This window comes from Kribbella rubisoli (assembly GCF_004217145.1).
GTDB classification, from domain to species: Bacteria; Actinomycetota; Actinomycetes; order Propionibacteriales; family Kribbellaceae; genus Kribbella; species Kribbella rubisoli.
In genome coordinates this window covers 1,947,861-1,970,469 of the sequence record NZ_SHKR01000011.1, presented here as the reverse complement: position 1 = coordinate 1,970,469, position 22,609 = coordinate 1,947,861, and the positions used below count along the sequence as shown (strand labels likewise).

The 22,609-nt window shown below is 67.9% G+C and carries 20 protein-coding genes and 1 tRNA gene; 11 read left to right on the top strand and 10 right to left on the bottom strand.

The annotated features are described in order from the left end of the window. Positions 1–11 precede the first annotated feature (11 nt). Positions 12–611 carry a DJ-1/PfpI family protein gene (locus tag EV645_RS12415; protein WP_198681556.1) on the top strand — a complete coding sequence of 200 codons (600 nt, stop codon included), beginning with the start codon at positions 12–14 and terminating at the stop codon, positions 609–611. 56 nt (positions 612–667) lie between these two features. Next, positions 668–1,084: a MarR family winged helix-turn-helix transcriptional regulator gene (locus tag EV645_RS12410; protein WP_242000343.1), complete on the top strand. Its 417-nt coding sequence runs from the start codon at positions 668–670 to the stop codon at positions 1,082–1,084. Here the strand turns inward: EV645_RS12410 and EV645_RS12405 are convergent. The 3 genes from EV645_RS12405 to EV645_RS12395 all read right to left on the bottom strand — a co-directional run bounded on the left by EV645_RS12405 (position 1,062) and on the right by EV645_RS12395 (position 6,676). Then, on the bottom strand, positions 1,062–3,566 hold the full coding sequence (locus EV645_RS12405) for a polysaccharide lyase family 8 super-sandwich domain-containing protein (RefSeq protein ID WP_130442787.1): 2,505 nt from the start codon (positions 3,564–3,566) through the stop codon (positions 1,062–1,064). The two genes, EV645_RS12410 and EV645_RS12405, sit on opposite strands and share 23 nt — an antisense overlap. Before the next feature lie 81 nt (positions 3,567–3,647). Continuing rightward, positions 3,648–5,684 (bottom strand): DUF8094 domain-containing protein, encoded by a 2,037-nt coding sequence (locus tag EV645_RS12400; RefSeq protein ID WP_130442786.1) that lies wholly within the window; start codon positions 5,682–5,684, stop codon positions 3,648–3,650. A gap of 197 nt (positions 5,685–5,881) precedes the next feature. Next, positions 5,882–6,676, bottom strand: a complete 795-nt coding sequence (locus tag EV645_RS12395) for an SDR family NAD(P)-dependent oxidoreductase (protein WP_130442785.1) — start codon at positions 6,674–6,676, stop codon at positions 5,882–5,884. Positions 6,677–6,786: 110 nt separating this feature from the next. On the opposite strand from EV645_RS12395, the gene EV645_RS12390 reads away from it, so the two are divergent. The 4 genes from EV645_RS12390 to EV645_RS12375 all read left to right on the top strand — a co-directional run bounded on the left by EV645_RS12390 (position 6,787) and on the right by EV645_RS12375 (position 10,499). Continuing rightward, positions 6,787–7,533: a hypothetical protein gene (locus tag EV645_RS12390; RefSeq protein WP_130442784.1), complete on the top strand. Its 747-nt coding sequence runs from the start codon at positions 6,787–6,789 to the stop codon at positions 7,531–7,533. Continuing rightward, positions 7,530–8,366, top strand: coding sequence for a DUF4097 family beta strand repeat-containing protein (locus tag EV645_RS12385; protein WP_130442783.1), 837 nt, complete (start codon positions 7,530–7,532; stop codon positions 8,364–8,366). Before EV645_RS12390 ends, EV645_RS12385 begins: the two co-directional genes overlap by 4 nt. A 150-nt stretch (positions 8,367–8,516) precedes the next feature. Beyond that, complete coding sequence (locus EV645_RS12380) at positions 8,517–8,762, top strand: hypothetical protein (protein WP_130442782.1); 246 nt, start codon at positions 8,517–8,519, stop codon at positions 8,760–8,762. A gap of 222 nt (positions 8,763–8,984) precedes the next feature. Further along, the gene (locus EV645_RS12375; RefSeq protein WP_130442780.1) at positions 8,985–10,499 is read left to right on the top strand and encodes a PQQ-binding-like beta-propeller repeat protein; all 1,515 of its coding nucleotides are present in this window, start codon (positions 8,985–8,987) and stop codon (positions 10,497–10,499) included. A 56-nt stretch (positions 10,500–10,555) separates the two neighbouring features. Here EV645_RS12375 and dcd read toward each other — a convergent pair whose 3' ends face one another. Then, positions 10,556–11,131 carry a dCTP deaminase gene (dcd, locus tag EV645_RS12370; RefSeq protein WP_130442778.1) on the bottom strand — a complete coding sequence of 192 codons (576 nt, stop codon included), beginning with the start codon at positions 11,129–11,131 and terminating at the stop codon, positions 10,556–10,558. A gap of 130 nt (positions 11,132–11,261) precedes the next feature. Further along, positions 11,262–11,702 carry a MarR family winged helix-turn-helix transcriptional regulator gene (locus tag EV645_RS12365; RefSeq protein WP_130442776.1) on the bottom strand — a complete coding sequence of 147 codons (441 nt, stop codon included), beginning with the start codon at positions 11,700–11,702 and terminating at the stop codon, positions 11,262–11,264. A 319-nt stretch (positions 11,703–12,021) separates the two neighbouring features. Between EV645_RS12365 and EV645_RS12360 the strand changes: the two genes are divergently transcribed. From EV645_RS12360 to EV645_RS12340, 5 genes are all read left to right on the top strand, one after another. Further along, positions 12,022–12,095: transfer RNA gene (locus EV645_RS12360), tRNA-Gly, on the top strand. A gap of 80 nt (positions 12,096–12,175) precedes the next feature. Continuing rightward, positions 12,176–12,610 (top strand): hypothetical protein, encoded by a 435-nt coding sequence (locus tag EV645_RS12355; protein WP_130442774.1) that lies wholly within the window; start codon positions 12,176–12,178, stop codon positions 12,608–12,610. A 127-nt stretch (positions 12,611–12,737) separates the two neighbouring features. Further along, positions 12,738–13,373 (top strand): hypothetical protein, encoded by a 636-nt coding sequence (locus tag EV645_RS12350; RefSeq protein WP_130442772.1) that lies wholly within the window; start codon positions 12,738–12,740, stop codon positions 13,371–13,373. A 57-nt stretch (positions 13,374–13,430) separates the two neighbouring features. Next, on the top strand, positions 13,431–14,102 hold the full coding sequence (locus tag EV645_RS12345; protein ID WP_130442770.1) for a response regulator transcription factor: 672 nt from the start codon (positions 13,431–13,433) through the stop codon (positions 14,100–14,102). Then, positions 14,099–15,442, top strand: a complete 1,344-nt coding sequence (locus tag EV645_RS12340) for a HAMP domain-containing sensor histidine kinase (protein ID WP_130442768.1) — start codon at positions 14,099–14,101, stop codon at positions 15,440–15,442. Before EV645_RS12345 ends, EV645_RS12340 begins: the two co-directional genes overlap by 4 nt. Here EV645_RS12340 and EV645_RS12335 read toward each other — a convergent pair. The 5 genes from EV645_RS12335 to EV645_RS12315 form a co-directional block, all read right to left on the bottom strand. Next, positions 15,430–16,284 (bottom strand): galactose-binding domain-containing protein, encoded by an 855-nt coding sequence (locus tag EV645_RS12335; RefSeq protein ID WP_130442766.1) that lies wholly within the window; start codon positions 16,282–16,284, stop codon positions 15,430–15,432. The genes EV645_RS12340 and EV645_RS12335 overlap by 13 nt on opposite strands. Next, on the bottom strand, positions 16,281–17,852 hold the full coding sequence (locus tag EV645_RS12330; RefSeq protein WP_130443766.1) for an alkaline phosphatase D family protein: 1,572 nt from the start codon (positions 17,850–17,852) through the stop codon (positions 16,281–16,283). Before EV645_RS12330 ends, EV645_RS12335 begins: the two co-directional genes overlap by 4 nt. Positions 17,853–17,952: 100 nt before the next feature. Beyond that, positions 17,953–18,729: an SCO4651 family lipoprotein gene (locus EV645_RS12325; RefSeq protein ID WP_130442764.1), complete on the bottom strand. Its 777-nt coding sequence runs from the start codon at positions 18,727–18,729 to the stop codon at positions 17,953–17,955. Between the two features lie 88 nt (positions 18,730–18,817). Further along, positions 18,818–20,983: a (Fe-S)-binding protein gene (locus EV645_RS12320; protein WP_130442762.1), complete on the bottom strand. Its 2,166-nt coding sequence runs from the start codon at positions 20,981–20,983 to the stop codon at positions 18,818–18,820. A 113-nt stretch (positions 20,984–21,096) separates the two neighbouring features. Next, positions 21,097–22,548: a GAF domain-containing protein gene (locus EV645_RS12315; RefSeq protein ID WP_130442760.1), complete on the bottom strand. Its 1,452-nt coding sequence runs from the start codon at positions 22,546–22,548 to the stop codon at positions 21,097–21,099. Between the last annotated feature and the right edge of the window lie 61 nt (positions 22,549–22,609).

Genomic DNA, 22,609 nt, shown 5'->3' with positions numbered 1-22,609 from the left:
ACATGTTGTCTATGAAGACAGCGTATGTGGCGGTTTACGAGACGTTGGCGGACTGGGAGATCGGGCACCTGGTGGTGGAGTTGCGGACCGGGCGGTTCACCGGGGTGCCGTGGTCTGTGGTGACGGTGGGGGAGTCCTTGGAGCCGGTGGTGACCATGGGTGGGATGCGGGTCGTGCCGGACGTGACGATTGCCGACGTCGAGCCGGATTCGGGTGACCTGCTGGTGCTGGCCGGGTCGGGGCAGTGGGACAACGGGGGTGGGGATGCGTTCGCGAAGTTGGCGGCGCGGTTCCTCGAGGCTTCGGTGCCGGTGGCGGCGATCTGTGGCGCGACGGCGGGGCTGGCTCGGGCGGGGTTGCTCGATGAGCGCAAGCACACGAGTGCGGCGAAGGAGTACCTGCAGGCGACCGGATACCAGGGCGCCGGCAACTACGTCGACGAGCGGGCTGTTGTCGGTGGGGATCTGATCACGGCGGGGCCGGACTCGCCGGTGCAGTTCGCGCGGGCGGTGCTGCAGCGGCTCGAGCTGGCGGACGAGCGGAAGCTGGATGCGTACGAAGGCGTGTTCCATCGCGCCGACCCCGCGGCGTACGCGACGCTGGTGGGATGACGGTTCCACCCAGACAAGAGTGGCCGAAGCCGACGAAGCAGTCGGAAGGTGGTGCGGTGTTGACGGATGTCGTCCTCGCCACCTTCCGGCTGAACGCGCGGCTGATGGAGGCTGCCCAGGATCTCGCCGCGCACGGCGGACTGACGGCTGCGTGGTGGCAGGTGCTCGGCGGTGTGCTCGACGAGCCGCGGTCGGTCGCCGACGTCGGCCGGATCATGGGCGTCAGCCGGCAGGGTGTCCAGCGCATAGCGGATCTGCTCGTGGACCGCGGGCTCGCGGAGTACCGACCGAACCCGGCGCACCGTCGCGCCAAGCTGCTCGCCTGCACCGAGGCCGGCTACTGGGCGATCCGCCAGATCGCGGTCGCCCAGCACCCGTGGACCTCGCAGCTCGCCGAGACGGTCGACCTCGACGACCTTCGTACGACGCTCGCCACCATGCAGGCGATCATCACCAAGCTGGAAGAAGCTTGATCGCCAGACTGCTCCCGTAGGTGTGGCGGGTGGTGAAGGTCAATCGTGTGCCGGTGAGCGTCCGCGTCACCTGGACGCCTGGTACGGGTGTCGTCGCCGGCTTGAGGTACTGCGCCCAGAGGTTGACGGTGATGGTGTCGCGCTGCGTCGTCGGATCGGACACTGCAACCTGCACGCCTGACGATTGACGGCGCAGGAGCAGCGAGGCCGGACCGTCGATGGTGAGCCCGGGAAGGTTGTGAGGTCCGGCGGTGAAGGTGTTGGCAGCCGTCAGACGGAGCCCCAGGTGCTGGATCGCCTGCACTTTAACGGTGTTGGCGAGCGGCAGGATCCGATTGTGCTGGTATGCCTTCAGGGCGGATTCTGTTGCGTTGGGCACCAATACGTAGGCGAGAGATCCGTTGGCGCCCGCGGACTGGGTGGCGGTGAGAGCGAAGACTTGTTTGGTGATCGCGGTGTCCGGGTTGGACGTGCGCACGACCCGGCGGCTTCGGGTGATTGCCTGCAGGTCGACGGTGAGCTCGGTCGGCTGGAGGAAGTGGTAGCCGATGGAGGCTGTGCTGTTGGCGTAACGGAGCCAGCGTGGGGCGACTGTGCCCGAGCCGGTCCACGGCCGCCCGTCGCGGCGTACGCCGGTGATCGTGACGGGATCGGTTGCACCGGCGATCCGGGTGTCCAGCGTGGTCGTGACCGCGCGGGTCGCGTCGCCGACGCCGGCTGCCAGCACGACGATCTCGTCGTCGAGGAGGAACCACGACTTGGTCGCCGACGCGTTCTTGTAGACGACGAAGTCGTCCGGAAGGCTCGCGCGCGACGCGTACGCGAAATCGTCCGACTGCACCCAGCCGACCGCGCCGTACGCGTCGAGGGTCGCGCCGCCGGAGTGCACGTTGGTGCCGGTCGGGAAGTACACGTAGGTGTTCTGCGACTCCGACGACGCGGTGAACGTCGGCGGGTTGTCGTAGTACGCCGTCCCGTAGAGCTCCGGCACCGTCTTGCGCGTCTCCACCGGCGCGGTCACGCCACCGAGCGCGTACGGCGAGACCGTCGTGTAGTAGTCGATGCCGAACGACTTCGTCTGGTCCTCGCCCGCCAGGTAGAGGTAGTGCGCGCCGTCGCCCTGGAACCACGGCATCAGGTTCTCGCCGCTCATGTACTCGTACTTGCTGATCCGCTGCGAGTTCCGTGCGACCGCGAACGCGTACCCGGGCCGGCGATGGACGGTCCGGTCCATCGCGTTGAACGCCGTCGTACTCGCCGCCGGATTGAGGTCCGCAGGGACGATCGCGGGATCGTTCTTCAGGTCAGCGAATCGTCCGATGCTGACCGGCGAGACGAAGCTGTTCACGTTGATCGTCGGCCGCGCTGTGAACTTTGCGAACGCCTTCAAACGCTGGGCATCCGCACCGGTCGCGTAGTCGGCCAGGTCGACGATCGCCTCGACGACGACCGCCACGTCGTCGTACCCGGTCGCCGTGCGCGACACCGCGCGACCCTTGACGATCTCCATCATCCAGCCCTCGAAGATCAGCGGCGCGAACCCGTGCTCGACCCAGCCCTGCACGACGCCGACCAAGTCGTCACCCTGGGCGTACTCCGTCCCCGCGAGGGTCTTGATCGTCTGCACGACCCGGCTGAGCAGGCCTTTCCCGTACGAGCCCGTGTACGCGACCGAGGCGTGCTGGATGAACGAGCCGTCCGCGTAGTACCCGTCGGTGACGTCGTGCTGGAGGTTGTACGGGTCGATCGTCGCGAAGACCGTGAACTGGTCCTGCAGCGCCTTCCGGATCCGCGCGTCGTCGTTCAGCAGAGCGCCCTGGAGTACGCGGTTCGCGGTGATGTCGACGAGGTTCGCGCCGGTGTGGAAGCGCGAGTCGAGGTCGACGTCGCCGTTCTTCCCGTTCCGCAGGTACGCGTCCATCGAGGCGACGTACTGCGTGATCAGGTCGGTCGGGGCGTCGATCAGCGCGAGCGTCTTCGACACGAACGTCGAGATGCCGATCTCCCACGTGAACCAGTTGCCGTAGTACCCCTTCGACTGGTCGCCGTAGTAGTTCGCGTGGAGCCAGAGCAGCTTCTCCGCGATCCGCGCACGCACCTGCTCGTTGCCCTGCAGGTCGGACGCCGGTCCGGGCCGGCGGAAGGCGAGCGCGATCTCGTAGAGGTGCTGGTACGACGAGCTGAGGTTCGGATCGCTCGCGCCGAGGGGCAGGCCGGCGAACAGCTCGCCGGCGCCGGCGCGGTCGAGCGCGGACAACCAGGTACGGGCGGTGCTGTCGATCCCGGCGACCTTGGCGGCGACCTCGGGGCGCGCGTTCGATTCCGCCGTACCGGCGTAGATCGCGATCGCATTGGCCAGCAACTGACCGGGCTCGGCGCTCACCGTCCGCCCGTCAGCGCGGGCGGCCGGAGCCGGGTTGACCGCGGTCAATAGAGCGGTGGCGGGGACGAAGGACAGCAGGCGGCGACGGGTGATATCCACTGAAACTCCCAGGCGGTGGGAAAAACCTCACCCCGAGAGTCAATCAGCCGGAACTATCTTCCGGCAACCGCTTGCCTGCGATTAGTCGCCGCCGGCTCCGATGAGTTGAGGGTCGATGGAGAGGACCCGGACCGCTTCGTCGGTGGACTTGGTCGGGATGACCAGCGCGACCTGGTGGAGGTAGTCCTGGTGCAGGCTCTGCGTGTACTTGACCATGCTGCTGAAGGCGGTCGCCTCGCCGCTGGTCCAGTACGCGTTCGAGCCCGGCTCGACGCGCTGCAGGTACTGCTCGGTGAGCGTGAGGAACACCAGTGCGTCGCCGGACGACGTGATGAAGGTCAGCGGCTCGCCGGATGGCAGGAACGCGTCGGTCACGCTCGCGATGTACGGCTCGGCGGTGTCGTTGGCCTTCGTCGTCGCCCGCAGCTTGAGCATGCTCGACAGGGCGGGGGACGGTGTGAACAGCTTCGACTGCGGGGCGTTCGGGCCGCCGGTCAGGTACGTCGCGAGGTCCTTCGCGACTGTTGCCGGCTGACTCTGCAGCTTGCTCAGGTCGCTCTTGTCCGGCGTGCGCATCCCGTCGACCGACGGCAGCTCGACGCCCTTCGGCGGGTAGACCGAGTGCGTCAACAGCCACGGGCTACCGGCGTTCTCCCGCTGCCAGACGCCGAGCTGCCGGTTGCCCGGCGCGTTGGAGACGCCCGAGCTGACCACGAACCGCATCGGGTACGACGCGAACTGCGGCGCGCCGATCTCCGGGTCGGTGTAGCTGAACGGTTTCGAGACGTCCTTGCCGGCGGCGTCGAGTTTGCGCCCGATGACGAAGCCCGCCTGGGTCTGCGCGAGCGTCGGGTTGCCCTCGATCGTCGCGGAGAGCTTGGCGTCGCGCGTCTGGTTCGCCTGGTTGTTGAGCTGGTTGTAGCGCTGGACGACGGCCTGCGCGTCGGCGAGCGTGACGGCCGGACGGCTGTCCGGCGCGGCCAGGCTGTTCTTCGGCGGCATCAGCCCGCAGCTCGTTGTCGTCAGCAACAAGGCGCCGCTGGCCAGCAGGGCGGCGGTACGGCGGACCGCCTCGTCGCTCTTCTCGAACTCGGGCGACGCGGCGAGCGGAACGGTCTCCGTCTCGACGGCCTCGGCGCGCTCCACAGTCTCGGTGGTCTCGGTGGTCTCGAGGGTCTCGGCGCGGTCCACCGGCTCGTCGTGCCGCTGGGAGGCGCCGGCGCCGATCAGGGCCGGCGACTTGGCCCGGGCGACCGCCGCGGCCGACATGAACATCGGCGCCGCCGGCACCGGCGTCGGCGCGGGCTTGACCACAGCGGGCTTGAGCTTGGCGGCGGCGGGCTTCGGCTGGGTCTGCTGCGCGAACGGGCTGACCCGCTCAGGCGCGAACGGCGACACCCTGTACGCCGGGGCGTTGTCGTCCGACGTACTCGCCACGACCGGAACCAGGACCGGGATGCGCGAGGTGACCGGCAGCGGGATCTCGGTCGTCGACTGGGTGTCAGCCGCGACCGCGACCTTCCGGCGACGGAACATCAGCGCCAGGCCCAACGCGAGCACCAATACACCCGCGCCCAGCACTAGCAGGCAGATCCCGAAGAGCCGGTGCACCTGCACGCCGAAGCTGACCTGCGCTCCGACGGCCGGTGTGCCGTCCGCGTTCATCACAACGACCTCGTACCGACCGTCCTGCATCGGCCAGCTCACCGACTGCGAGCCAGATGCCGACTGCGCGACCCACCAGTCGAGCTGGCCGGGCGGCGTCAGCTTGCCGCTGCGGCCGCGCAGGTCCTGCGTGCCGAACGTGCCCGGCGGCTCGAAGCGGGTCAGCCTGGTGTGCGCCGACCCGGCGAGATAGTCGCGGACGTCGAGGTCCTGGCCGATGCCGACGAACAGCGGCTTGTCGCCGGACGCGTTGACGTGCAGCGTCGGGCCGTGCCGGTCGAGCAGCGTGGGCGCGGTGACAACCGCGAGTCCCGAACTGGCGAACTCACGGCTGGGGGTCGAGATCGTGTTGTCCGGACCGACCAGCCAGAAGGCGGCGACGGCTCCGGCCACGGTGGCCGCCAGACCTGCCAGCGTCAGCAGCAGGCCCAGGGTGATGCGGGCGAAACGCATGAAGAGGCTCCCGTTGTACGACGAGCCCGGCGACGGACGGGTGCACCGGACGGCGGGTTGACCGGTCCGGACCCCTCTCCAGGTATCCGGAAGCTCACCCGTTGTTACTGAATAACTGAGCGAACAAGGATCTGTTACGGTCCGGGGCTCAGACGGGTGAAGCCCACCCTCGTGGCGGTCGGCAACGGGTAGCCGGCTCAGTGCAGGTAGGACGCGCCGTTGAAGTCGAGGACCGCGCCGCTTGCCCAGTTCGCCTGGGGTGAGGCGAGCCAGAAGATTGCGTTGCCGACTTCCTCGGCGGTGGCGACCCGGTCGAACGGGCTCTGTGCGCGGATCGCGTCACCGCCGGGACCCGAGAGGAACGTCTGGGTCATGTCGGTGGCGATGAAGCCGGGCGCGATTGACGTCACGCTGATGTCATGTGGCGCCAGCGATGCCGCCAGTGACTGCCCGAGCGAGTGCAGCCCGGCCTTCGAGGCGCCGTACGCGGGCACATCGGGCTCGCCGCGATAGGCGCCGCGCGATCCGACGTTGACGACCGCACCCCGCCGTACGCCGTCTGCGGGGTCCTGGTCGAGCATCTGCCGCGCCACGCACCACGTCACATGCGCCGCCCCCTCGAGGTTGACGGCCAACGTCCGACGCCAGGTCGCGACCCATTCGTCGTACGACGTCTCTGCCAGCGGGTGACCGACCCGCCGCGAACCGCCGACCGGCTCGTCGACGAACATCGCCGCGTTGTTGACGAGTACGTCGATCCGCCCGAGCGCGGCGGCCGATTCGTCAACCAGGGAAGGGATTGCGGCCGGGTCGCCGAGGTCCGCGGCGATCACCCTATGGCCGTCGCCGGGCAGTCCGGCACGGATTTCCTCGGCGCGGGCGACTGCTCCGCGGCAGTGCAGCACGATCCGGTCGCCGGCTCGTGCGAACGCCTGCGCGGCGGCCGCGCCGACACCCCGGGATGCGCCGGTGATGAGTACTCCTCTGGACACGGATCCTCCTTGGTTGACTGCACGCCATTCTGCCTGTGCCGCCACTCTGACGACGACCTGACATCAGAAGGGGTTGACAGTGACGTCACGATGACGTCATGATGATGCACATGGAACTTGACCACTACCTCGAGTCGGTCCGGCGGAGCGTTGAAAACGCCACCGCCCTGGCCGACGAGCAAACCCGCTCCGTGGCCCAGCGCCTCGGGGCAACGCTGGATGACGCGGGCCGCCTGGCCCTCATCTCAGCCCTGTCCGACGCAGCCGGGGAGATCAGCCGCGAGCTGTCCCCGGGCTCGGTCGAGCTCCGGATGGCCGGTGGCCGTCCTGAGTTCGTGGTTACACCGGCGCCCAGCCAGCTGACCGGTCCGGACGAGACCGACGACGACATCGACGACGAGGCCGACGCGGAGGCGGACGAGCAGTTCGTGTTCGACGCCGACGAGCCGACCGCCCGGATCACCCTCCGGCTGCCGATGTCGATCAAGAACAAGGTGGACGAGGCCGCGAATGCCGAGGGCATCTCCTCGAACGCGTGGCTGATGCGCACCGTGATGACCGAGCTGAGCGGCCGTAGCGGCCGTCCGCCCCGGCCGCCGCGCCCGCCGCGCGGCCCGGTCTTCGGTCCGGAAGGCCCGCTGGGCCCGAACGGCCCGCTCGGCCCCGACGGCGTCTTCGGTCCGAACGGCGTGTTCGGTCCGAACGGCCCCTTCGGTGACGAGGGTGTCTTCGGCTCGGACCGCGGCCGCCGCGATCGCGACCGCCGACGTGACGACCGCGACCGGCGTCGCGAGGACAAGGAACGACGCAAGGGCGGACACGGCCCGGGACAACGGATGACGGGGTGGGTCGAATGAGCGACCACAGCGCGACGCAGTACATCGACGACGAGGAGAAGCGGATCGAGCGGATCCGCATCGAGATCGGCTCAGGACTGGTCGAGATCAAGGCCAACCCGGACGGCGCCGGCACCGCGGTCTCGATGGAGATCGACGGCGACGACGACGGCGTGATCTTCGAGGTCGTCGACGGCGAGCTGATCATCGAAGGCCCGCGTAACGTCCGCCGCGGACCGGAGATCCTGGTCCGGATCGCCACCTCGGCGGTCCTCGAGGCCAGGGTGAAGACCGGCTCCGGAGACATCACCTCCGAGGTGCCGCTCGGTCCGTCGCGACTGTCCACCGGCTCCGGCGACGTACAGCTGACCCGGGTCGAGGGCGAGCTCGGCGTCAACACCGGCAGCGGAGACGTCAAGGTCGAGTCCGTCACCGGCGCGGTCAAGGCCAGCACCGGCTCCGGTTCGATCGACATCGACGAGGCCGGCGACGCGCTCGGCCTGAGCACCGGCTCCGGAGACGTCACCGTGGGCGACGCCAACGGTCCCACGTCGGTCAAGGTCGGCTCGGGTGACATCACCATCGAGCGGATCCGCGACCACTCGGTCGCCACCTCCGGTTCCGGCGACGTCAAGGTCGAGATCGCCGACGGACCGAGCGTCCAGGCCGAGACGGCCCGCGGCGACGTCCAGATCGGGGTGCCCGAGGGCCTCCCGACGTACCTCGACCTGAAGACCGTCACCGGGCACATCCGGTGCGACCTCGAGCCCGGCGAGAAGCCGGCCGAGGGGGAGCGCGCGCTGATGCTGCGGGCCCGCACCGTCTCCGGCGACATCACCGTCTACAAGGTCTGACCCGGAAACAACACCGCACGCGTCGGATCGGCGCAGTCGGGTTCGTTGGGTTCATGTAAGCGATCGAGGTCCCGCCGCCCAGGCGGCGGCGGGACCTGAGCGAAGCATTGCCAAAACCAGCCACGGGGATCACCAGAGGGGAACACGATCATGATCACCGCACACCAGGAAGTTGCCCGCTACCGAGTCGCCGAGCAGCTGCGCGCCGCCGAGGCCCGCGCCATGCGTCACGACCGCAAGGCCGACCGCACCAGCCCGCGGGAGGGCCTCGCCAGCGCACTGCGCCGGCTGGCCGACCGGCTGGAGCCCACCCGCCGCCTGGCCGAGCCCGCCTCCCGGGTCCTGGCCGACCAGCAGCCCCGCCACCGCGGGACCGGGCTCTCGATCGTCCGATGAACGGCGTACAGCTGAACGGGGTGCCGCTGAACAGCGCGGCCGCCGCGCTCTACCACCTGCTGCAGCGTCTGGGGCTCGCCCGGACCACCTGAGCGACCCCGGACGCCTGCAGCTTCCTGCAACGCCTGTGGATAACTACCGGGCAGACCCATGGACACTGCTAGCGTTCAGTCGATCATTCTCGGTCGACCTTGGGGAGAGTAACCAACGATGTTGCGCCCGATGGTGGCAACTACAGCCGTCACCGCCGCCCTGATCCTCGTGGCCGGTTGCGGCGGCAGCGACAAGAAATCCGACTCGGGCTCCGACAACGGCGGTCAGTCCACCACCACCTCCGCCACCCCGTCGACTCCGACGGTCCCGTCCTTCGACCCGCCCAAGGCGCTCAGCGTCGCGGCAGCGTTCCCGTCGGCCGACTACCAGGGCCGTTCGGCCCTCGACGAGGCCCAGATGGGTATCGCCGGCCAGGTCGCGCTGATCGGCGGCTATGCCGGGCTCAACGGTCACGACGTCGCCAATGCGAACAACCAGTGGATGATCCCGTCCAAGTCGGCCGACACCACCACGGTCAACGGCGCGAGCGCGCCGATGGCGGCCAAGGTCGACGGCAAGGATGTCGCGATCGTCGCCTACGCCGAGACCGACAAGGGCAACGGCACGCAGAAGCCGAAGGGCCTGGTCGTCATCCAGTGGATCGACGTGATGTCCGGCAAGAAGATCGCCGAGGTGTCCACTCCGGTGAGCACGGTGCAAGGTGAGGGCGACAACGCGATCGGCTCCCCGAGCCTGAGGGACACGGCGTACGACCCGGAGACCGGGCAGGTCGCGGTCGGTGCGGTCGCCGCCGGAAACGTGACCGTGAAGCGGATCGATCTGACGGTGTACGCGGACCCGAAGACGCAGAAGGCCACGATCGTGCCGGGGATGAACCCGGCGGGCCTGCACAACGGCGTGATCGCAGGTGCGAAGGGTGGGCAGGCGGACAGCGCCACCGACGGCACGATGCTGCTCGTCGACGGTGCGAGCGGGAAGGTCACGAAGCAGATCCCGTTGAAGCTGGCGTACCTGAACCCGATCGCCGGTGCCGCCAAGCACGCCTACTTCTACGGCATGAAATACATCGACTACGGCCAGGGGACCAAGACCGAAGCCATCTACGCGATCGATCTGTCGACCGGCGCCGTGGTGCAGACGGCGCCCGTCATCCCGCCGGAGGGCATCGGAGCCGGCGACTACAGGTGCTTCGCGGACCAGGCGACATCGGTCGTCTGCACCGACGGCCAGGAGGTCATCGGCCTCGACGACACCACCGGCAAGAAGGCTTGGGGCTTCAACAGCAAGTCCGGAGGCCGCATCGTGCCGAACTTGACCGCGGCGTTCCACGGCGTGGTGTACGCGAAGGCCGAGGCGCAGCCGGTGCTGCTGGACGCGAAGACCGGCGCCGACCTGCCGAGCCCAACCCCTTCGGGCGGCCCGAGCTCGAGCGACACGCCTTCCTCCGGTGACACGCCCTCATCCGGTGACACGCCTTCGTCCGGTGACACGCCGTCCGAGAGCGACTCGCCGTCGGACAACAGCACCCCGGGCAACGGTGACCTGGGCCTGAACCTCTACAACGGCAAGCAGGAGTCGCCCGTCGCCGTCTCGCCGTTCGGAGGCGTCTACCGGCAGTTGCCGACCGGCTACGACTCGACGGACCTCGAGTCGGTCTGCATCTTCGTCAAGGCGACCGCCTGATCTCTGACATGAGTAAGGGCCCCAGGACTCTCGTCCTGGGGCCCTTACTCATGTCGTCAGATGTCGCTGCGGTGGAAGTTCTGGTAGGAGCGCGACGGCGTCGGACCGCGCTGGCCCTGGTACCGCGAGCCGTATTTCTCCGAGCCGTACGGGTGCTCCGCGGGAGAGGACAGCCGGAAGAAGCAGAGCTGGCCGATCTTCATCCCCGGCCAGAGTTTGATCGGCAGGGTTGCGACGTTCGACAACTCCAGCGTCACGTGCCCGGAGAAGCCCGGGTCGATGAAGCCGGCCGTCGAGTGCGTCAGCAGGCCCAGCCGGCCGAGCGACGACTTGCCCTCGAGGCGGGCCGCGACATCGTCGGGGAGCGTGATCAGCTCGTACGTCGATCCCAGGACGAACTCACCGGGATGCAGGATGAACGGCTCCTCGCCGTCCGGTTCGACCAGCCGGGTCAGATCCGGCTGTTCCTCGGCGGGGTCGATATGCGGGTATCGGTGGTTCTCGAAGACCCGGAAGAACCGATCCAGCCGTACATCGACACTCGACGGCTGCACCATCGCAGCATCGAACGGATCCAGCTGGACCCGCTTCGCGTCGAGCTCGGCCAAGATGTCACGGTCGGAGAGCAGCACGGTCGCACGTTAGCAGCGTGCTGCTCATCCGCACAGCTGCAGCCCTTCCCAAGGGCTGGTGGTGAATCGTCCGGAGCCCTCAGCTCTCCGGCAGGACCGCACCACCAACCTGGGCCTGAGGCAACTAACCTCAGTCGGACAGCTTGTTGAACTTCGACACCTGGGTGGCGAAGGTCTTCACCTGGGCCGGCGACCAGTCCTTGAGCAGGTCCTCGATCACCTTGTGCCGCTTCTTCCGGGCCGCCGTCAGCTTGCGCTTGCCGGCCGCGGTCAGTGTCAGCAGGGTCGCCCGTGCGTCCGACTTGTCGGCGGCACGCTTCAGCAGACCCTCTTCCTCGAGTCGCGCGCAGGCCCGGCTGACCGGACCCTTGTCCACCTCGAGCGCTGCCACCAGGTCGGCCATCCGCACCGGCGCCAGTTCCTCGACGTGGTTCAGCAACGCGTACTGCGCCGGCTCCAGGTCCGGGTGCGCCTCGTCGGACAGCGTCCGCTGCAGACCCCGCAGCCGCCGTGCCAACGTGACGAGTTCCTTCTCCAGGTTGTCCACCGCGTCACTTGTGTCTGTTGCCACCGTTCACCCCTTCATCCAGTTGCCCGCAACCATCTTGTCCGGTCCGGAGGACCGCGTCCTCACGTTGCGTCGAATGTTGCCCCCGGCAACGCGTTCTAATCTGCCAGAAGATGACGTACCTGCCCAGTCCTGAACGCGCCCTTTGTGGAAAACTGCCCAAGAACCCCCACCGCAAACCGTCCGCACCGCAATTTTCGATGCATTCGGCCCCTTCTGGGGACAACACCCTGACCGCGCAACAACCGACGCGCGGACCCGGCATGGTTGGGAGCCCGCCGATCGGCTATCCTCATCTCTGCTGCCGGGAGACCGGCGACGCGCGGGTGTAGTTCAATGGCAGAACATCAGCTTCCCAAGCTGACAGTGCGGGTTCGATTCCCGTCACCCGCTCCACAGGTCCGTGGGGTGCAAACAAGCGTTCGATCGTGGGGCCGATCTGCTCGGGCCCCTCGCACGCTCTATCGTTTGGCGGCATGAGCTTCCAGCAGCAGCCGCCGCCTCAGTTTCAGCCGCAGCAGCAGTACCAGCCGCCGGGTCCGATGGGGATGTTGCAGCTGACCATCCAGGGCAGTGCGATGACGTCCAACATGATCCCGCCGACGGTGCACCTGAACGGGTACCCGGTGCCGGTCAAGTACGGCCGGAACGACATCCCGGTGCCTGCCGGGCCGCTGCACATCGACGTCCACTCGCAGTGGATTCGCGTCTATGGCAAGGCCGCGCTCGACTGCACGGTGCAGCCGAACCAGGCGGTGCCGGTGTTCTACGCGTCGCCGTTCCACCAGTTCACGTCCGGAAGCATCGGCCACAGCAAAGTGAAGCGAAAGGGCCTCGGCACGCTCTTGGGTGTGTCCGGCGCAATCGTCGTCGTGGCCGTGCTGATAGCCGTGCTCGGAGCGCTCGGCTGACGGGCTGTCGGCGCCGCTTCTAAGGAAGCTCTAAAGCTGGCTGAAACCACACCTGAGTCCGCGCTGTTTGTGTTGTTCCACGGCGCCGGTTCTCCACCGGCGCGTTCGGTGGACGAAAGGACTCACGATGATGAAACGCTCACAACGGATCGTGGCCACGGTCGTGCTCGCTGCGCTGGCCACGACCGGTACCGCGTCGGCGGGAACGTCAGGTTCGGATCCGAAACCAGGAGCGGCGAAATCCGGTGCCGCGGCAAAGGTGGACGGGAAGTCCAAGCCGTCCGCAGATGCCGACTTCGCCGCGATCGCGGCGAAGCTCGGGGTGACGACCGACCGGCTCACCGCCGCGCTGGTCGCGGCGAAGCGATCGCTGGCCGGCAGGACCAACGTGACGCCGCAGGCATTCGTCGCGGCCGTCGCGGCCAATCTGGGGATGCCTGTCTCTCGGGTCAAAGCAGCCGTGGAACCGCTGATTCTCAAGCCCGGGCGCCCTCGTGCCGGCGACAAGGAGCACAAGGGCAAGGAGGGGGGCGACCCGAAGAACTCGCCGTTCGCGTCGAACGCCGCGGCGGCACAGCTGGCCGCGAAGCTCGGCGTCTCTCAGGCCAGGGCCAAGGCCGCTCTGATCACCTTGGTCTCGGCTCCGGACGGAATCAATCCGAGCTCCAAGGGCTTCCGTCAGATCGCCGCCTCTCTCGGCGTCAGCGCTGACCGCCTCATGACCGCCTTGGGGGAGCTGAAGCAGTCACTGGCCAAGGGCTGACAACCGTTGTGTCTCACCTCATCAGACCTTCATGATTGACGGCGAGGATGGACGGCCATGCGGATACTTGTGGTTGACGACGACCCGGCGGTACGGGGGTCGTTGGAGCATGCGTTGCGCCGGGACGGCTACGACGTGGCATCCGCCATGGACGGGACGTCCGCCCTCGCCGAGCATGGCGTGTTCCGCCCGGACGCGGTGGTGCTCGATGTCCTCATGCCCGAACCGAACGGGCTCGAGGTATGCCGCAGGCTGCGTTCGGGCGGGCACGACACGCCGATCCTCATGCTGACGGCCCGGGACCTGGTGACCGACCGGGTCGCCGGGCTCGACGCGGGGGCCGACGACTACCTGGCGAAGCCCTTCGCCCTGGAGGAGTTGCGAGCTCGGCTTCGCGCACTGCTGCGGCGGAGCGGCGCAAGGGCCGAGGTGCTGCATTTCGCCGATGTCGATCTGGACTTGAGCGGCCGCCGGGTCGAACGTGCCGGTCGGCGTCTGGAGCTGACCAAGACGGAGTTGTCTCTGCTGGAGCTGTTCTTGCGCAATCCCGAGCGGGTGCTCAGCCGGACCCAGATCTTCGAGTCCGTGTGGGGCTACGACTTCGGCCCGGAGTCGAACGCGCTGTGGGTCTACATCAGCTACCTGCGCAGCAAGCTCGAAGCGGACGGCGGCAGCAGACTGATCCAGACGGTGCGCGGCCTCGGGTACGTCCTGCGTGAGGAGCCGTGAACCTGCGCACCCGGCTGGCCATCGCCGGAGGAGCCATTGCCGCGGGCGCGATGCTGCTCGTGTCGGTGGTTCTGTACCCGGCCGTAGAGTCCAACCTCCGCGGCCAGATCGACAGCTCCTTGGTGGCCGCGGCCGCAAAGGCCCCGGAGGTGGCCGCAGCCATCAAGCAGAAGTTCAAGGGGACGCCCAACGAATCGGCCTTGCCGAGTGTTCCGCTGGGCATCGGGAGCACCCAACTGCAGATCGTGCCGGGCCCGGTCCAGGCCGGGCCGTCGACGGAGTTCGTCGACCTCACCGCCCGCGACGTCGAGGTCGCGAAAGGAACTGCCGCTGCCTACTTCCGTACGGCGGTGTACGACGGCGTTGCCTACCGCATCTACACCGCCCCCTTCCCAGGGACGCCCGGAACGCTCGTGCGCACAGCGATCCCGCAATCCGATCCTGCACCCACCCTGCACCAACTCGCCTGGCTGCTCGCCGGATCGACGGTGGCCGCCGGACTTCTGGCAGCACTTGCCTCACGCCTGGCTGCTAGGCGCGTCCTGCGCCCGGTGCGGCGGCTCACCGAGACCGTCGAGCTGATCCGTACGACCGGAGACCTGGCCATCCCGATCCCCACCGACAGCCAGGACGAGATCGGCAGGCTCGGCTCCGCGTTCGCCGGGATGACCGCCGCGCTGGACGAATCCGTCGGTGCCCAGCGGCGCCTGGTCGCGGATGCCTCGCACGAACTGCGCACACCACTCACAAGCCTGACCGTGAATCTCGAACTGCTGGCGGAGAACCTGGCCGATACCCAGGCCCCACACCTGGCTGCCGAGGCGCTCGGCCAGGCCGGCGAACTCAGGACACTGATCAATGACCTGGTCGACCTGGCCCGCTATGGTCAACCCGCTTTCCACACCGAAGACGTCCGCCTCGATCTCGTCGCGGAACGCGTCGCGGCCCGCGCGGCACGACGGGCAGCAGCAGAGATCGGATTCGACCTGGCTTGTGCGCCCACCCTCGTCCACGGCGATCCGGACGCCCTGGAACGCGCCGTTGCGAACCTCGTCGACAACGCCGTGAAGTGGAGCCCGCCTGGAGGCAGGGTCCTGATCACTCTCGAGGCGGGCGCTCTCGACGTCGCGGACGCCGGCCCCGGGATCCCCGACAGCGACCTCAAGTTCGTCTTCGACCGCTTCTACCGTTCACCCGCCGCCCGCGCGCATCCCGGATCCGGGCTAGGTCTGGCCATCGTCCGACAGGTCGCCGAGGCTCACGGCGGGACGGCCGAAGCCGTGCCGTCCCGGACCGGTGCCCTGCTACGCCTGAAGCTGCCGGTCTGTCAGCTTCCGTAGACCTCGAGTTCGACGATGCGGGAGTAGGTGTGGTCGTTCCCGTCGAGGCAGAGGATGCGTACGGCGTCCGCCTGGACGGGGGCGAATGTCGACGTGACATGTCCGACGGTATTGCCGCGGACCTGGTCGACCGTCTGCCAGGTATCGCCGGCCTTGACCTGGACGTCCCAGTCGCGCAGCCCGTTCACGCGGGCCGGGTACTTCGCGGAGTCCAGCGTGTAGAGCTCGACCCGGTTGATGGTTGCCGGCGTCGACAGAGCCACGTCGTACGTATCGGGGAAGGCGGCGCGGGTGCCGTCGTTCCAGCCGGTCAGGGTGTCCCAGTGCTCGGAATCCTTGTCGCCGTCGACGGCCCCGCAGAGGGTGAAGTTGCCGTGGGTGGACGATGCCGTCGCCTGCTCGCCGAGCGTGAGGTTGTCGCCGGGGCCCTTCGGCGGTAGCGGGTTGACGGTCACCGGGACGGTCACGCGCTGCCGGTCGACCTCGACACCGATCTTGTACGAGCCGGGCTTGGCGTTGCGCGGTACGCGGACCTCGACGGGCGCGGAGACTGGCTGGTCGGGATCGAGCGCCGGCAGCCAGGAAGAGAACAGAGTGCGGGACAGCTGCAGCGGACCGGTCGGGTCGAGCGTGAGGTCGGCGTACCGGTCCTGCGAGCCGGTGTTGGTCATCGTCAGGTTGAGCATGCCGGGGAAGCACGGGAGGCCGACGACGCTCAGCTGCTCCGGCGCGACGCTCACCGCGACGTCCGATGTAGTTGCCTTGGGCACCGAGCTGGAGCCGAGCAGCGCGGCCGCCACGAGCGTGCCGGCCGCGATCACTGTCTGCCGGGGGATGTTCATTCCTGGACCTCCGAGATGCCGGGGCGGCCGTCCTCGACGAGGAGCTTGGCGCGGGTGCTCACAGTGCCGTGCTGGACCGACACCTTGTCGACGACGCGGTAGTCCGAGACCCATTGCTGCGGTGTGATCGTGCAGCTGACGTAGCCGCGCTGGAAGTTGCCGAACTTCATGTGCGGGTTCTCCCGCAGCAGCGTGGCGCCGCCCGCGTCGAGGTCCTCGCCGTCCATCCCCGACGAGATCGACGTACCGACGAACTCGGCGCCGACCGTCGCCGACGCCGGATCGGTGAAGTCGAGCTTGAGGTCCGACGCGACACTGCGGTGCAGGTCGCCGGCGATCGACACCAGGTTGCGGACCTTGCGCTGCGCGGCGCCGCCGAGGATCCGGTTCCGCGAGGCCTCGTACCCGTCCCACGTGTCCATCGGGACGAGCACCTCGGGCCCGTCCTTGGTGTCGAGGCGGGCGATAGCGGTCTGGTGTGCCATCACGTTCCACCGCGCCTGCGACGCCGACCAGCCGTCGAGCAACCACTTCTCCTGTGCGTCCCCCGTGATCGTGCGGGTCGGATCTGCGGTCTCCGGGCCGGGCGCCTTCGTGCCGTCGCCGTACGCCTGGTCCGATCGGTACTGACGCGTGTCGAGCACGTTGAACTGCGCGAGCCGCCCGTAGTTGATCCGCCGGTAGAGCTGCATGTCCGGGCCCGTCGGGAGTTGCGCGAGCCGCAACGGCATGTGTTCCCAGTACGCGCGGAACGCGTTGGCCCGGCGTACGCGGAACTGCGCGGGCGGCGCGCTCGGATGCGCCTCGTCGGCCCAGTTGTCGACCACCTCGTGGTCGTCCAGCGTGACGATCCACGGCGCGTTCGCGTGCGCGGTCTGGAGATCTGCGTCCAGCTTGTACGCCGCATAGCGCTGCCGGTACTCGTCCAGCGTCACCGTCTGCTGGGTGATGTACGGCTCGTTCGAGTGCGGCCGGATGCCGCGGTCGATGCCGAATTCGTAGATGTAGTCGCCGAGGAAGAACACGACGTCGTGGTCGCGCTTCGCCATGTCGGCGTACGCCGTGTACCAGCCCTCCCACCACGCCTGGCAGGACGCGAACGCCAACGAAAGCTTTGACAGTTGCGTGTCGGCGGTCGGCGCGGTCTTGGTCCGGCCGACCGGGCTGAGCTGACCGTTCACGCGAAAGCGGTACCAGTAGTGCCGCCAAGGACGTAGCCCGCGTACATCGACGTGGACCGAGTGACTCGCTTCGGGGCCGGCCTTCACCGAACCGTGGCGGACGACGCGGTGGAAGCGCTCGTCCTCCGCGACCTGCCACTCCACGTCGACCGGCCTGCGGTCCATCCCGCCGAACGGCGCGAGCGGATCCGGCGCGAGCCGGGTCCAGATCACGACCGCGTCCGGCAGCGGATCGCCGGAAGCGACGCCGAGCGTGAACGGGTCCCGCCGGTCCGGCCGGCCGGTCCACCCGGCCGCGGCACTCTTGATCTCCGGGAGACTGCCGGTCAGCGCGAGCGCTGCCGCCGCCCCGGTCGCTGTCAGAAAGCTTCGTCGACTACTCCGCATCGGCACAGGCCCCACCCGATCATCGAGAGGTGATCACATCCGTAACGGGAGATTACGAGAAGTTCACACAATCGGGTGGGAGTCTGACCGATTCCGGTCGTTACTTCACAATCTTGCTCGCCGGCGGCGCAGCGATGTGCACCGCCTTGTTGTAGTCGGTCATGGACATCACCATCGAGACGCCGAGCAGCTCGAAGGACATCCGCCGGACCAGGTGCGCCTTGTCCATCCACAGGCTGTAGGTCAACGTCTTGGGTGCACCGGCTGGAAGCTTCTTGTGCTGCAGGGCCAGCGCGCTGGCGGTGTCGACGCTGACGTCGTAGCGGTCCAACGTCTGGCCGCCCACCGTCTCCACGCCGGCGAACTTCACGCTGCCGATGTTCGAGCCGAACGACTTGAAGATCGTGGTCGGGTCAGAGCTGTCGATGAGTTGGCCGAGGTCACCGGCCGATGCCTTGATCTTCACGAACTTGCCGCTCGGAGTCGTCCCCGGAATCGACACATAGGCGACGTTCTTGATCTGGATCATCTTCGCGGTCTTGCCGCCGAAGGCCGCACCGGACATCTCCATCGACATCGCCGACGGTTGCGCTGTCTGGACGCCGCTCATGGTCATCCCGACGGTGCCGTTGACGGTCATCCTGCCGGTGATGCGCCACGACTTCTGCTTCGTCAGTGCGGAGTTCATCGCGGGGAGGAACGTGACGCGGTTGAGCCGGGCGGTCTTGAGGGGTGCAGTGGTCTTGGTGCTGACTGCAGCCGGAGTGTCGGCCGGGGCCGATGGGCGGTAGCCGGTGGGCTGGTGGTTGTCGCAGGCGGCGAGGCCGAGGGCCAGTGGTACGGCGACCACAGTGACCAGCGCGGCGCGGATCCTCATGTGCTGTTGTCCTCCCCAGATGATGCACAGCCGTCGGATCTTACGGTCTGGACCAGCTGGGGAGGAAGAGATTTGCAGCTAGCTGCAACTACTCGCCACGTTTCACCGAGGCCAGCAGCAGTTGAGCGACGTCCTGCACCTCGACGGACTCGCGTGCGGAGCCGTCGGCCTGCTTGGCGGTGAGCCCGTCGGACAGCATCACGCGGCAGAACGGGCAGCCGGTGGCGATCTTGTCGGCGCCGGTCTCGACCGCCTCGGTGGTGCGGTTCAGGTTGATGCGGGTGCCGAGCTTCTCTTCCATCCACATCCGCGCGCCGCCCGCACCGCAGCAGAACGACTTCGTCTGGTTGCGCGGCATCTCGGCGTACTGCGCTCCCGGGATGATGTCGAGCAGCTCGCGCGGAGCGTCGTACACCTGGTTGTGGCGGCCGAGGTAGCACGGGTCGTGGTACGTGATCGTCTGGCCGTTGAGCGAGCTGTCCGCCGGCGCGACCGGGGTCAGCTTGCCGTCGCGGACCAGGCGGTTCAGCAACTGCGTGTGGTGGATGACGTCGAGCTCGACACCGAGCTGCGAGTACTCGTTCTTCAACGTGTTGAAGCAGTGCGCGCAGGTGGAGACGACCTTGCGGACTCCTGTCTCCTTGAAGACCTCGGCGTTCTGCATCGCCAGCTGCTGGAACACGAACTCGTTGCCGGAGCGCCGCGCCGGGTCGCCGGTGCAGGTCTCGCCGTCACCGAGTACGGCGAAGGTCACGCCCGCGATGTTCAGCAGCTCGGCCACCGCCTGGGTGGTCTTCTTCGCGCGATCCTCGAACGCGCCGGCGCAGCCGACCCAGAACAGGTACTCGACCTCGTCCAGCGACTCGACGTCCGTGCCGACCTGCTTGACCTGGAACGGCAGGTCCTTGGCCCAGTCCATCCGGCCGGACGGGTTCATGTTCCACGGGTTGCCCTTGTTCTCCAGGCCCTTGAACAGCCCGTTGAGCTCGGACGGGAACGACGACTCGATCAGCACCTGGTACCGGCGCATGTCCATGATCGCGTCGACGTGCTCGATGTCGACGGGGCACTGCTGCACGCACGCGCCACACGACGTACAGGCCCACAACGCTTCCTCGTCGATGACCGCGACATCCGCGGGTCCGACCAACGGCTTGTCCTGCTCGGCGAGCACGAGCTCGGGCAGCGACTTGCGGGTGTCGTCGTCACTGGCCAGCAGGTACGGCGCTTTGGCGTACGCGTGTTCGCGCAGACCCATCATGATGAGCTTCGGCGACAACGGCTTGTCCGTGTTCCACGCCGGGCACTGCGACTGGCATCGCCCGCACTCGGTGCAGGTGGTGAAGTCGAGCAGGCCCTTCCAGGTGAAGTCCTCGACCTTGCCGACCCCGAGCGCCGCGTCCTCGTCGAGCTCCTCGATGTTCTCGAAGTCGATCGGGGCGCCGTTGACCATGATCGGCTGCAGCGCGCCCAGCGCCGTACCCCCATCGGCCCTGCGCTTGAACCAGATGTTGGGCCACGCCGTGAACCGGTGCCACGCCACGCCCATCGTCGCGTTCAGCGAGATCGTGATCATCCACGCGAACGAGATCAGGATCTTGATCATCGCGACCAGGTAGACCGCGTTCTCCAAGCCGTGCTCGCTCAGGCCGCCGAAGAGTCCGGAGCCGATGAAGTACGTCATCGGGAAGTGGAACTTGTCTCCCCCGGAATTGGACACCGCGCCGAGCTGGTACTCGAGCCCGCGGAGCAGTGCGATGCAGATCAGTACGCCGAGGATCGTGTACTCGACGTAGTACGCCTGCCAGGACGTCGACCCGTAGAACCGGCTGTAGCGACCCTCGGAACCCTTCGGCAGATGACGCAGCCGAATTGCCATCAGCCCGATGATCGAGACCAGACCGGTCCAGGTCAGGGCCTCGCTGACCCACTCGAACACGAACCAGTGCCCGATGATCGGCAACGCCCAGTGCGGGTCGAAGAGCTGGCCGAACGCTGTCACCAGGGTCAGGAACAGCCCGATGAACCCGAAGGCGACGAACCAGTGCATCACCCCGATGTGACTCCACTGCAGCATCCGGGTGTGGCCGAGGGTCTCCTTGGCCAGGGTGACGGTCCGCTTGCCCGGGTTGTCGGTCCGGCCGGCCGGCTGTCCGAGCTTGATGACGGACACGATGTGCCCGATCGTCTTGCCGAACAGTGCTACGGCGACAAGCGTCACCGCGAGCGAGACGACGATGGCGAGGATCTGCATACCAGCGATGTTATTGGTTGGTTACTCGTCAGTCATGTGCTTGCGGTCATCATCACGCCCGCGTGTTTCGTGTCACGTTGCGCATAGGTCCTGTCTGGTGATCCAGACAGGACCTAGTCGACCAGTCTCGCCAGGCGCGCGGCGACCGCGGCGTGGCGTGGATCGTCGGTCGGGAGCACGGCGGCCAGCGACTCGAAGATCTCCAAGTCCTCCGCGCCGGTGGGTGTCTGGGCGAACTGCCACAGGACGTCCGGACTGCGTGTGTCGAGGGCGGAGCGGCGGATCGTGGCGTCGAGTTCGTCGCGTTCCAGCCGGAGAGCGGGAGCGTCGGAGCGGGCGAGGAGCGGACCCGCGTACAGGCTGAGCGCGGTGTGCAGGTTTCCCTCGCGGAGAGCGGTCTGGACCTGGGTCACGTCGCCGGTGACGTCGGCGATGATCCGGTACGGCTTGGTGTCGAGTACGCCGCTGCCGAGCAGGTTGCGCAGCCGGTGCATCTCCGCGCGGACGGTCGTCGGGTTCCCCTCGTCGCCGTACAGCTGGAGCATCAGCTGCTCCGCGGTCAGACCTGACGGGTGCAGTAGTAACAGTGCGAGTACTTCGGCCCGCCGCAACGTCAGCGCGATCTCGCGGCCGCCGACGATCGCGGTCGGCTGGCCGGAGCCGAGCAGCTTCAGCTGGAGTGACGGGCGCGAACGGCGTACCCGCGCACCGGGCATGTGGAGCAGATAGCCCTCGTCGAGTCGCTCGACCAGTCCTTCGCGTCCGTCGCCGAGATCGATGCGATCTGCGCCGTCCGGTACGACGAGGCGGTCGGGCAGCCATTCGAGCGGCTGTACTGCGAGCACGCGACCGGACGGGGTCAGTAAAGCGCCTGGTGCATCGCCGAGCGCCGTCAAGTGCCGCATGTTGCGCGCGCGGAGCATCTCGTCGGCCGCGGCCATCCGGACCTTCAGCTGGCCTTCGGCGAGCTGGGCCGCCGCGGTCACCAGCGCGACCATTGCGGGATGGACCGTGCGCAGCGGTCCGGAGACGTCGACCGCGCCGAGCAGCTTGCCTGTGTCGGGGTCGTGGACGGGCGCGGCGGCACAGGTCCACGCGTGGATCCGGCGTACCAGGTGTTCGGCCGAGTGGATCTGGACGGGCTCGCCGACGGCCAGCGCCGTACCCATGCCGTTCGTGCCGATCTGGTCCTCGGACCACACCGCACCCTCTGAGAGCGCGATGCGATCGGCCTGACGTTTGACCTCGGCGGAGCCCTCGCGCCAAAGGATCATGCCCTGCGCGTCGGTGATGATCATGATGTGCGACGCCTCGTCGGCGATCGTCGTCAGCGTCTGCCGCAGTACCGGCAGGACCGCGCGGAGCGGATGGTTCTCGCGCAACGTCTCGACCATCTCGTGGTCGACGACGAGCGGCGGCTGATCGAGCTCCGGGTCGACGGCGGCGGCGAGGGAGCGCTCCCAGGACGCCGCGACGAGAGCCCTCGGCGCACCAGGTATCTGAACGCCGCCGAGCACCTCGTCGTACAACTCGCTCAGCCGACGGGCCTGCTCCCGTTGGTCCATACCGCCTCACTCCGCGCTGCAACGTCCGTGCAACGTCCCGCTGCCTAGTGTCGGTCCCAAC

Excerpts from the sequence above, each read along its gene's own strand:
- EV645_RS12315 (WP_130442760.1), bottom strand. The coding sequence starts at position 22,548 with ATGGACCAACGGGAGCAGGCCCGTCGGCTGAGCGAGTTGTACGACGAG.
- EV645_RS12390 (WP_130442784.1), top strand. The coding sequence starts at position 6,787 with ATGGAACTTGACCACTACCTCGAGTCGGTCCGGCGGAGCGTTGAAAAC.
- EV645_RS12380 (WP_130442782.1), top strand. The coding sequence starts at position 8,517 with ATGATCACCGCACACCAGGAAGTTGCCCGCTACCGAGTCGCCGAGCAG.
- EV645_RS12415 (WP_198681556.1), top strand. The coding sequence starts at position 12 with ATGAAGACAGCGTATGTGGCGGTTTACGAGACGTTGGCGGACTGGGAG.
- EV645_RS12330 (WP_130443766.1), bottom strand. The coding sequence starts at position 17,852 with ATGCGGAGTAGTCGACGAAGCTTTCTGACAGCGACCGGGGCGGCGGCA.
- EV645_RS12355 (WP_130442774.1), top strand. The coding sequence starts at position 12,176 with ATGAGCTTCCAGCAGCAGCCGCCGCCTCAGTTTCAGCCGCAGCAGCAG.
- EV645_RS12325 (WP_130442764.1), bottom strand. The coding sequence starts at position 18,729 with ATGAGGATCCGCGCCGCGCTGGTCACTGTGGTCGCCGTACCACTGGCC.
- EV645_RS12345 (WP_130442770.1), top strand. The coding sequence starts at position 13,431 with ATGCGGATACTTGTGGTTGACGACGACCCGGCGGTACGGGGGTCGTTG.
- EV645_RS12320 (WP_130442762.1), bottom strand. The coding sequence starts at position 20,983 with ATGCAGATCCTCGCCATCGTCGTCTCGCTCGCGGTGACGCTTGTCGCC.
- EV645_RS12335 (WP_130442766.1), bottom strand. The coding sequence starts at position 16,284 with ATGAACATCCCCCGGCAGACAGTGATCGCGGCCGGCACGCTCGTGGCG.
- EV645_RS12385 (WP_130442783.1), top strand. The coding sequence starts at position 7,530 with ATGAGCGACCACAGCGCGACGCAGTACATCGACGACGAGGAGAAGCGG.
- EV645_RS12400 (WP_130442786.1), bottom strand. The coding sequence starts at position 5,684 with ATGCGTTTCGCCCGCATCACCCTGGGCCTGCTGCTGACGCTGGCAGGT.
- EV645_RS12350 (WP_130442772.1), top strand. The coding sequence starts at position 12,738 with ATGATGAAACGCTCACAACGGATCGTGGCCACGGTCGTGCTCGCTGCG.
- EV645_RS12375 (WP_130442780.1), top strand. The coding sequence starts at position 8,985 with ATGGTGGCAACTACAGCCGTCACCGCCGCCCTGATCCTCGTGGCCGGT.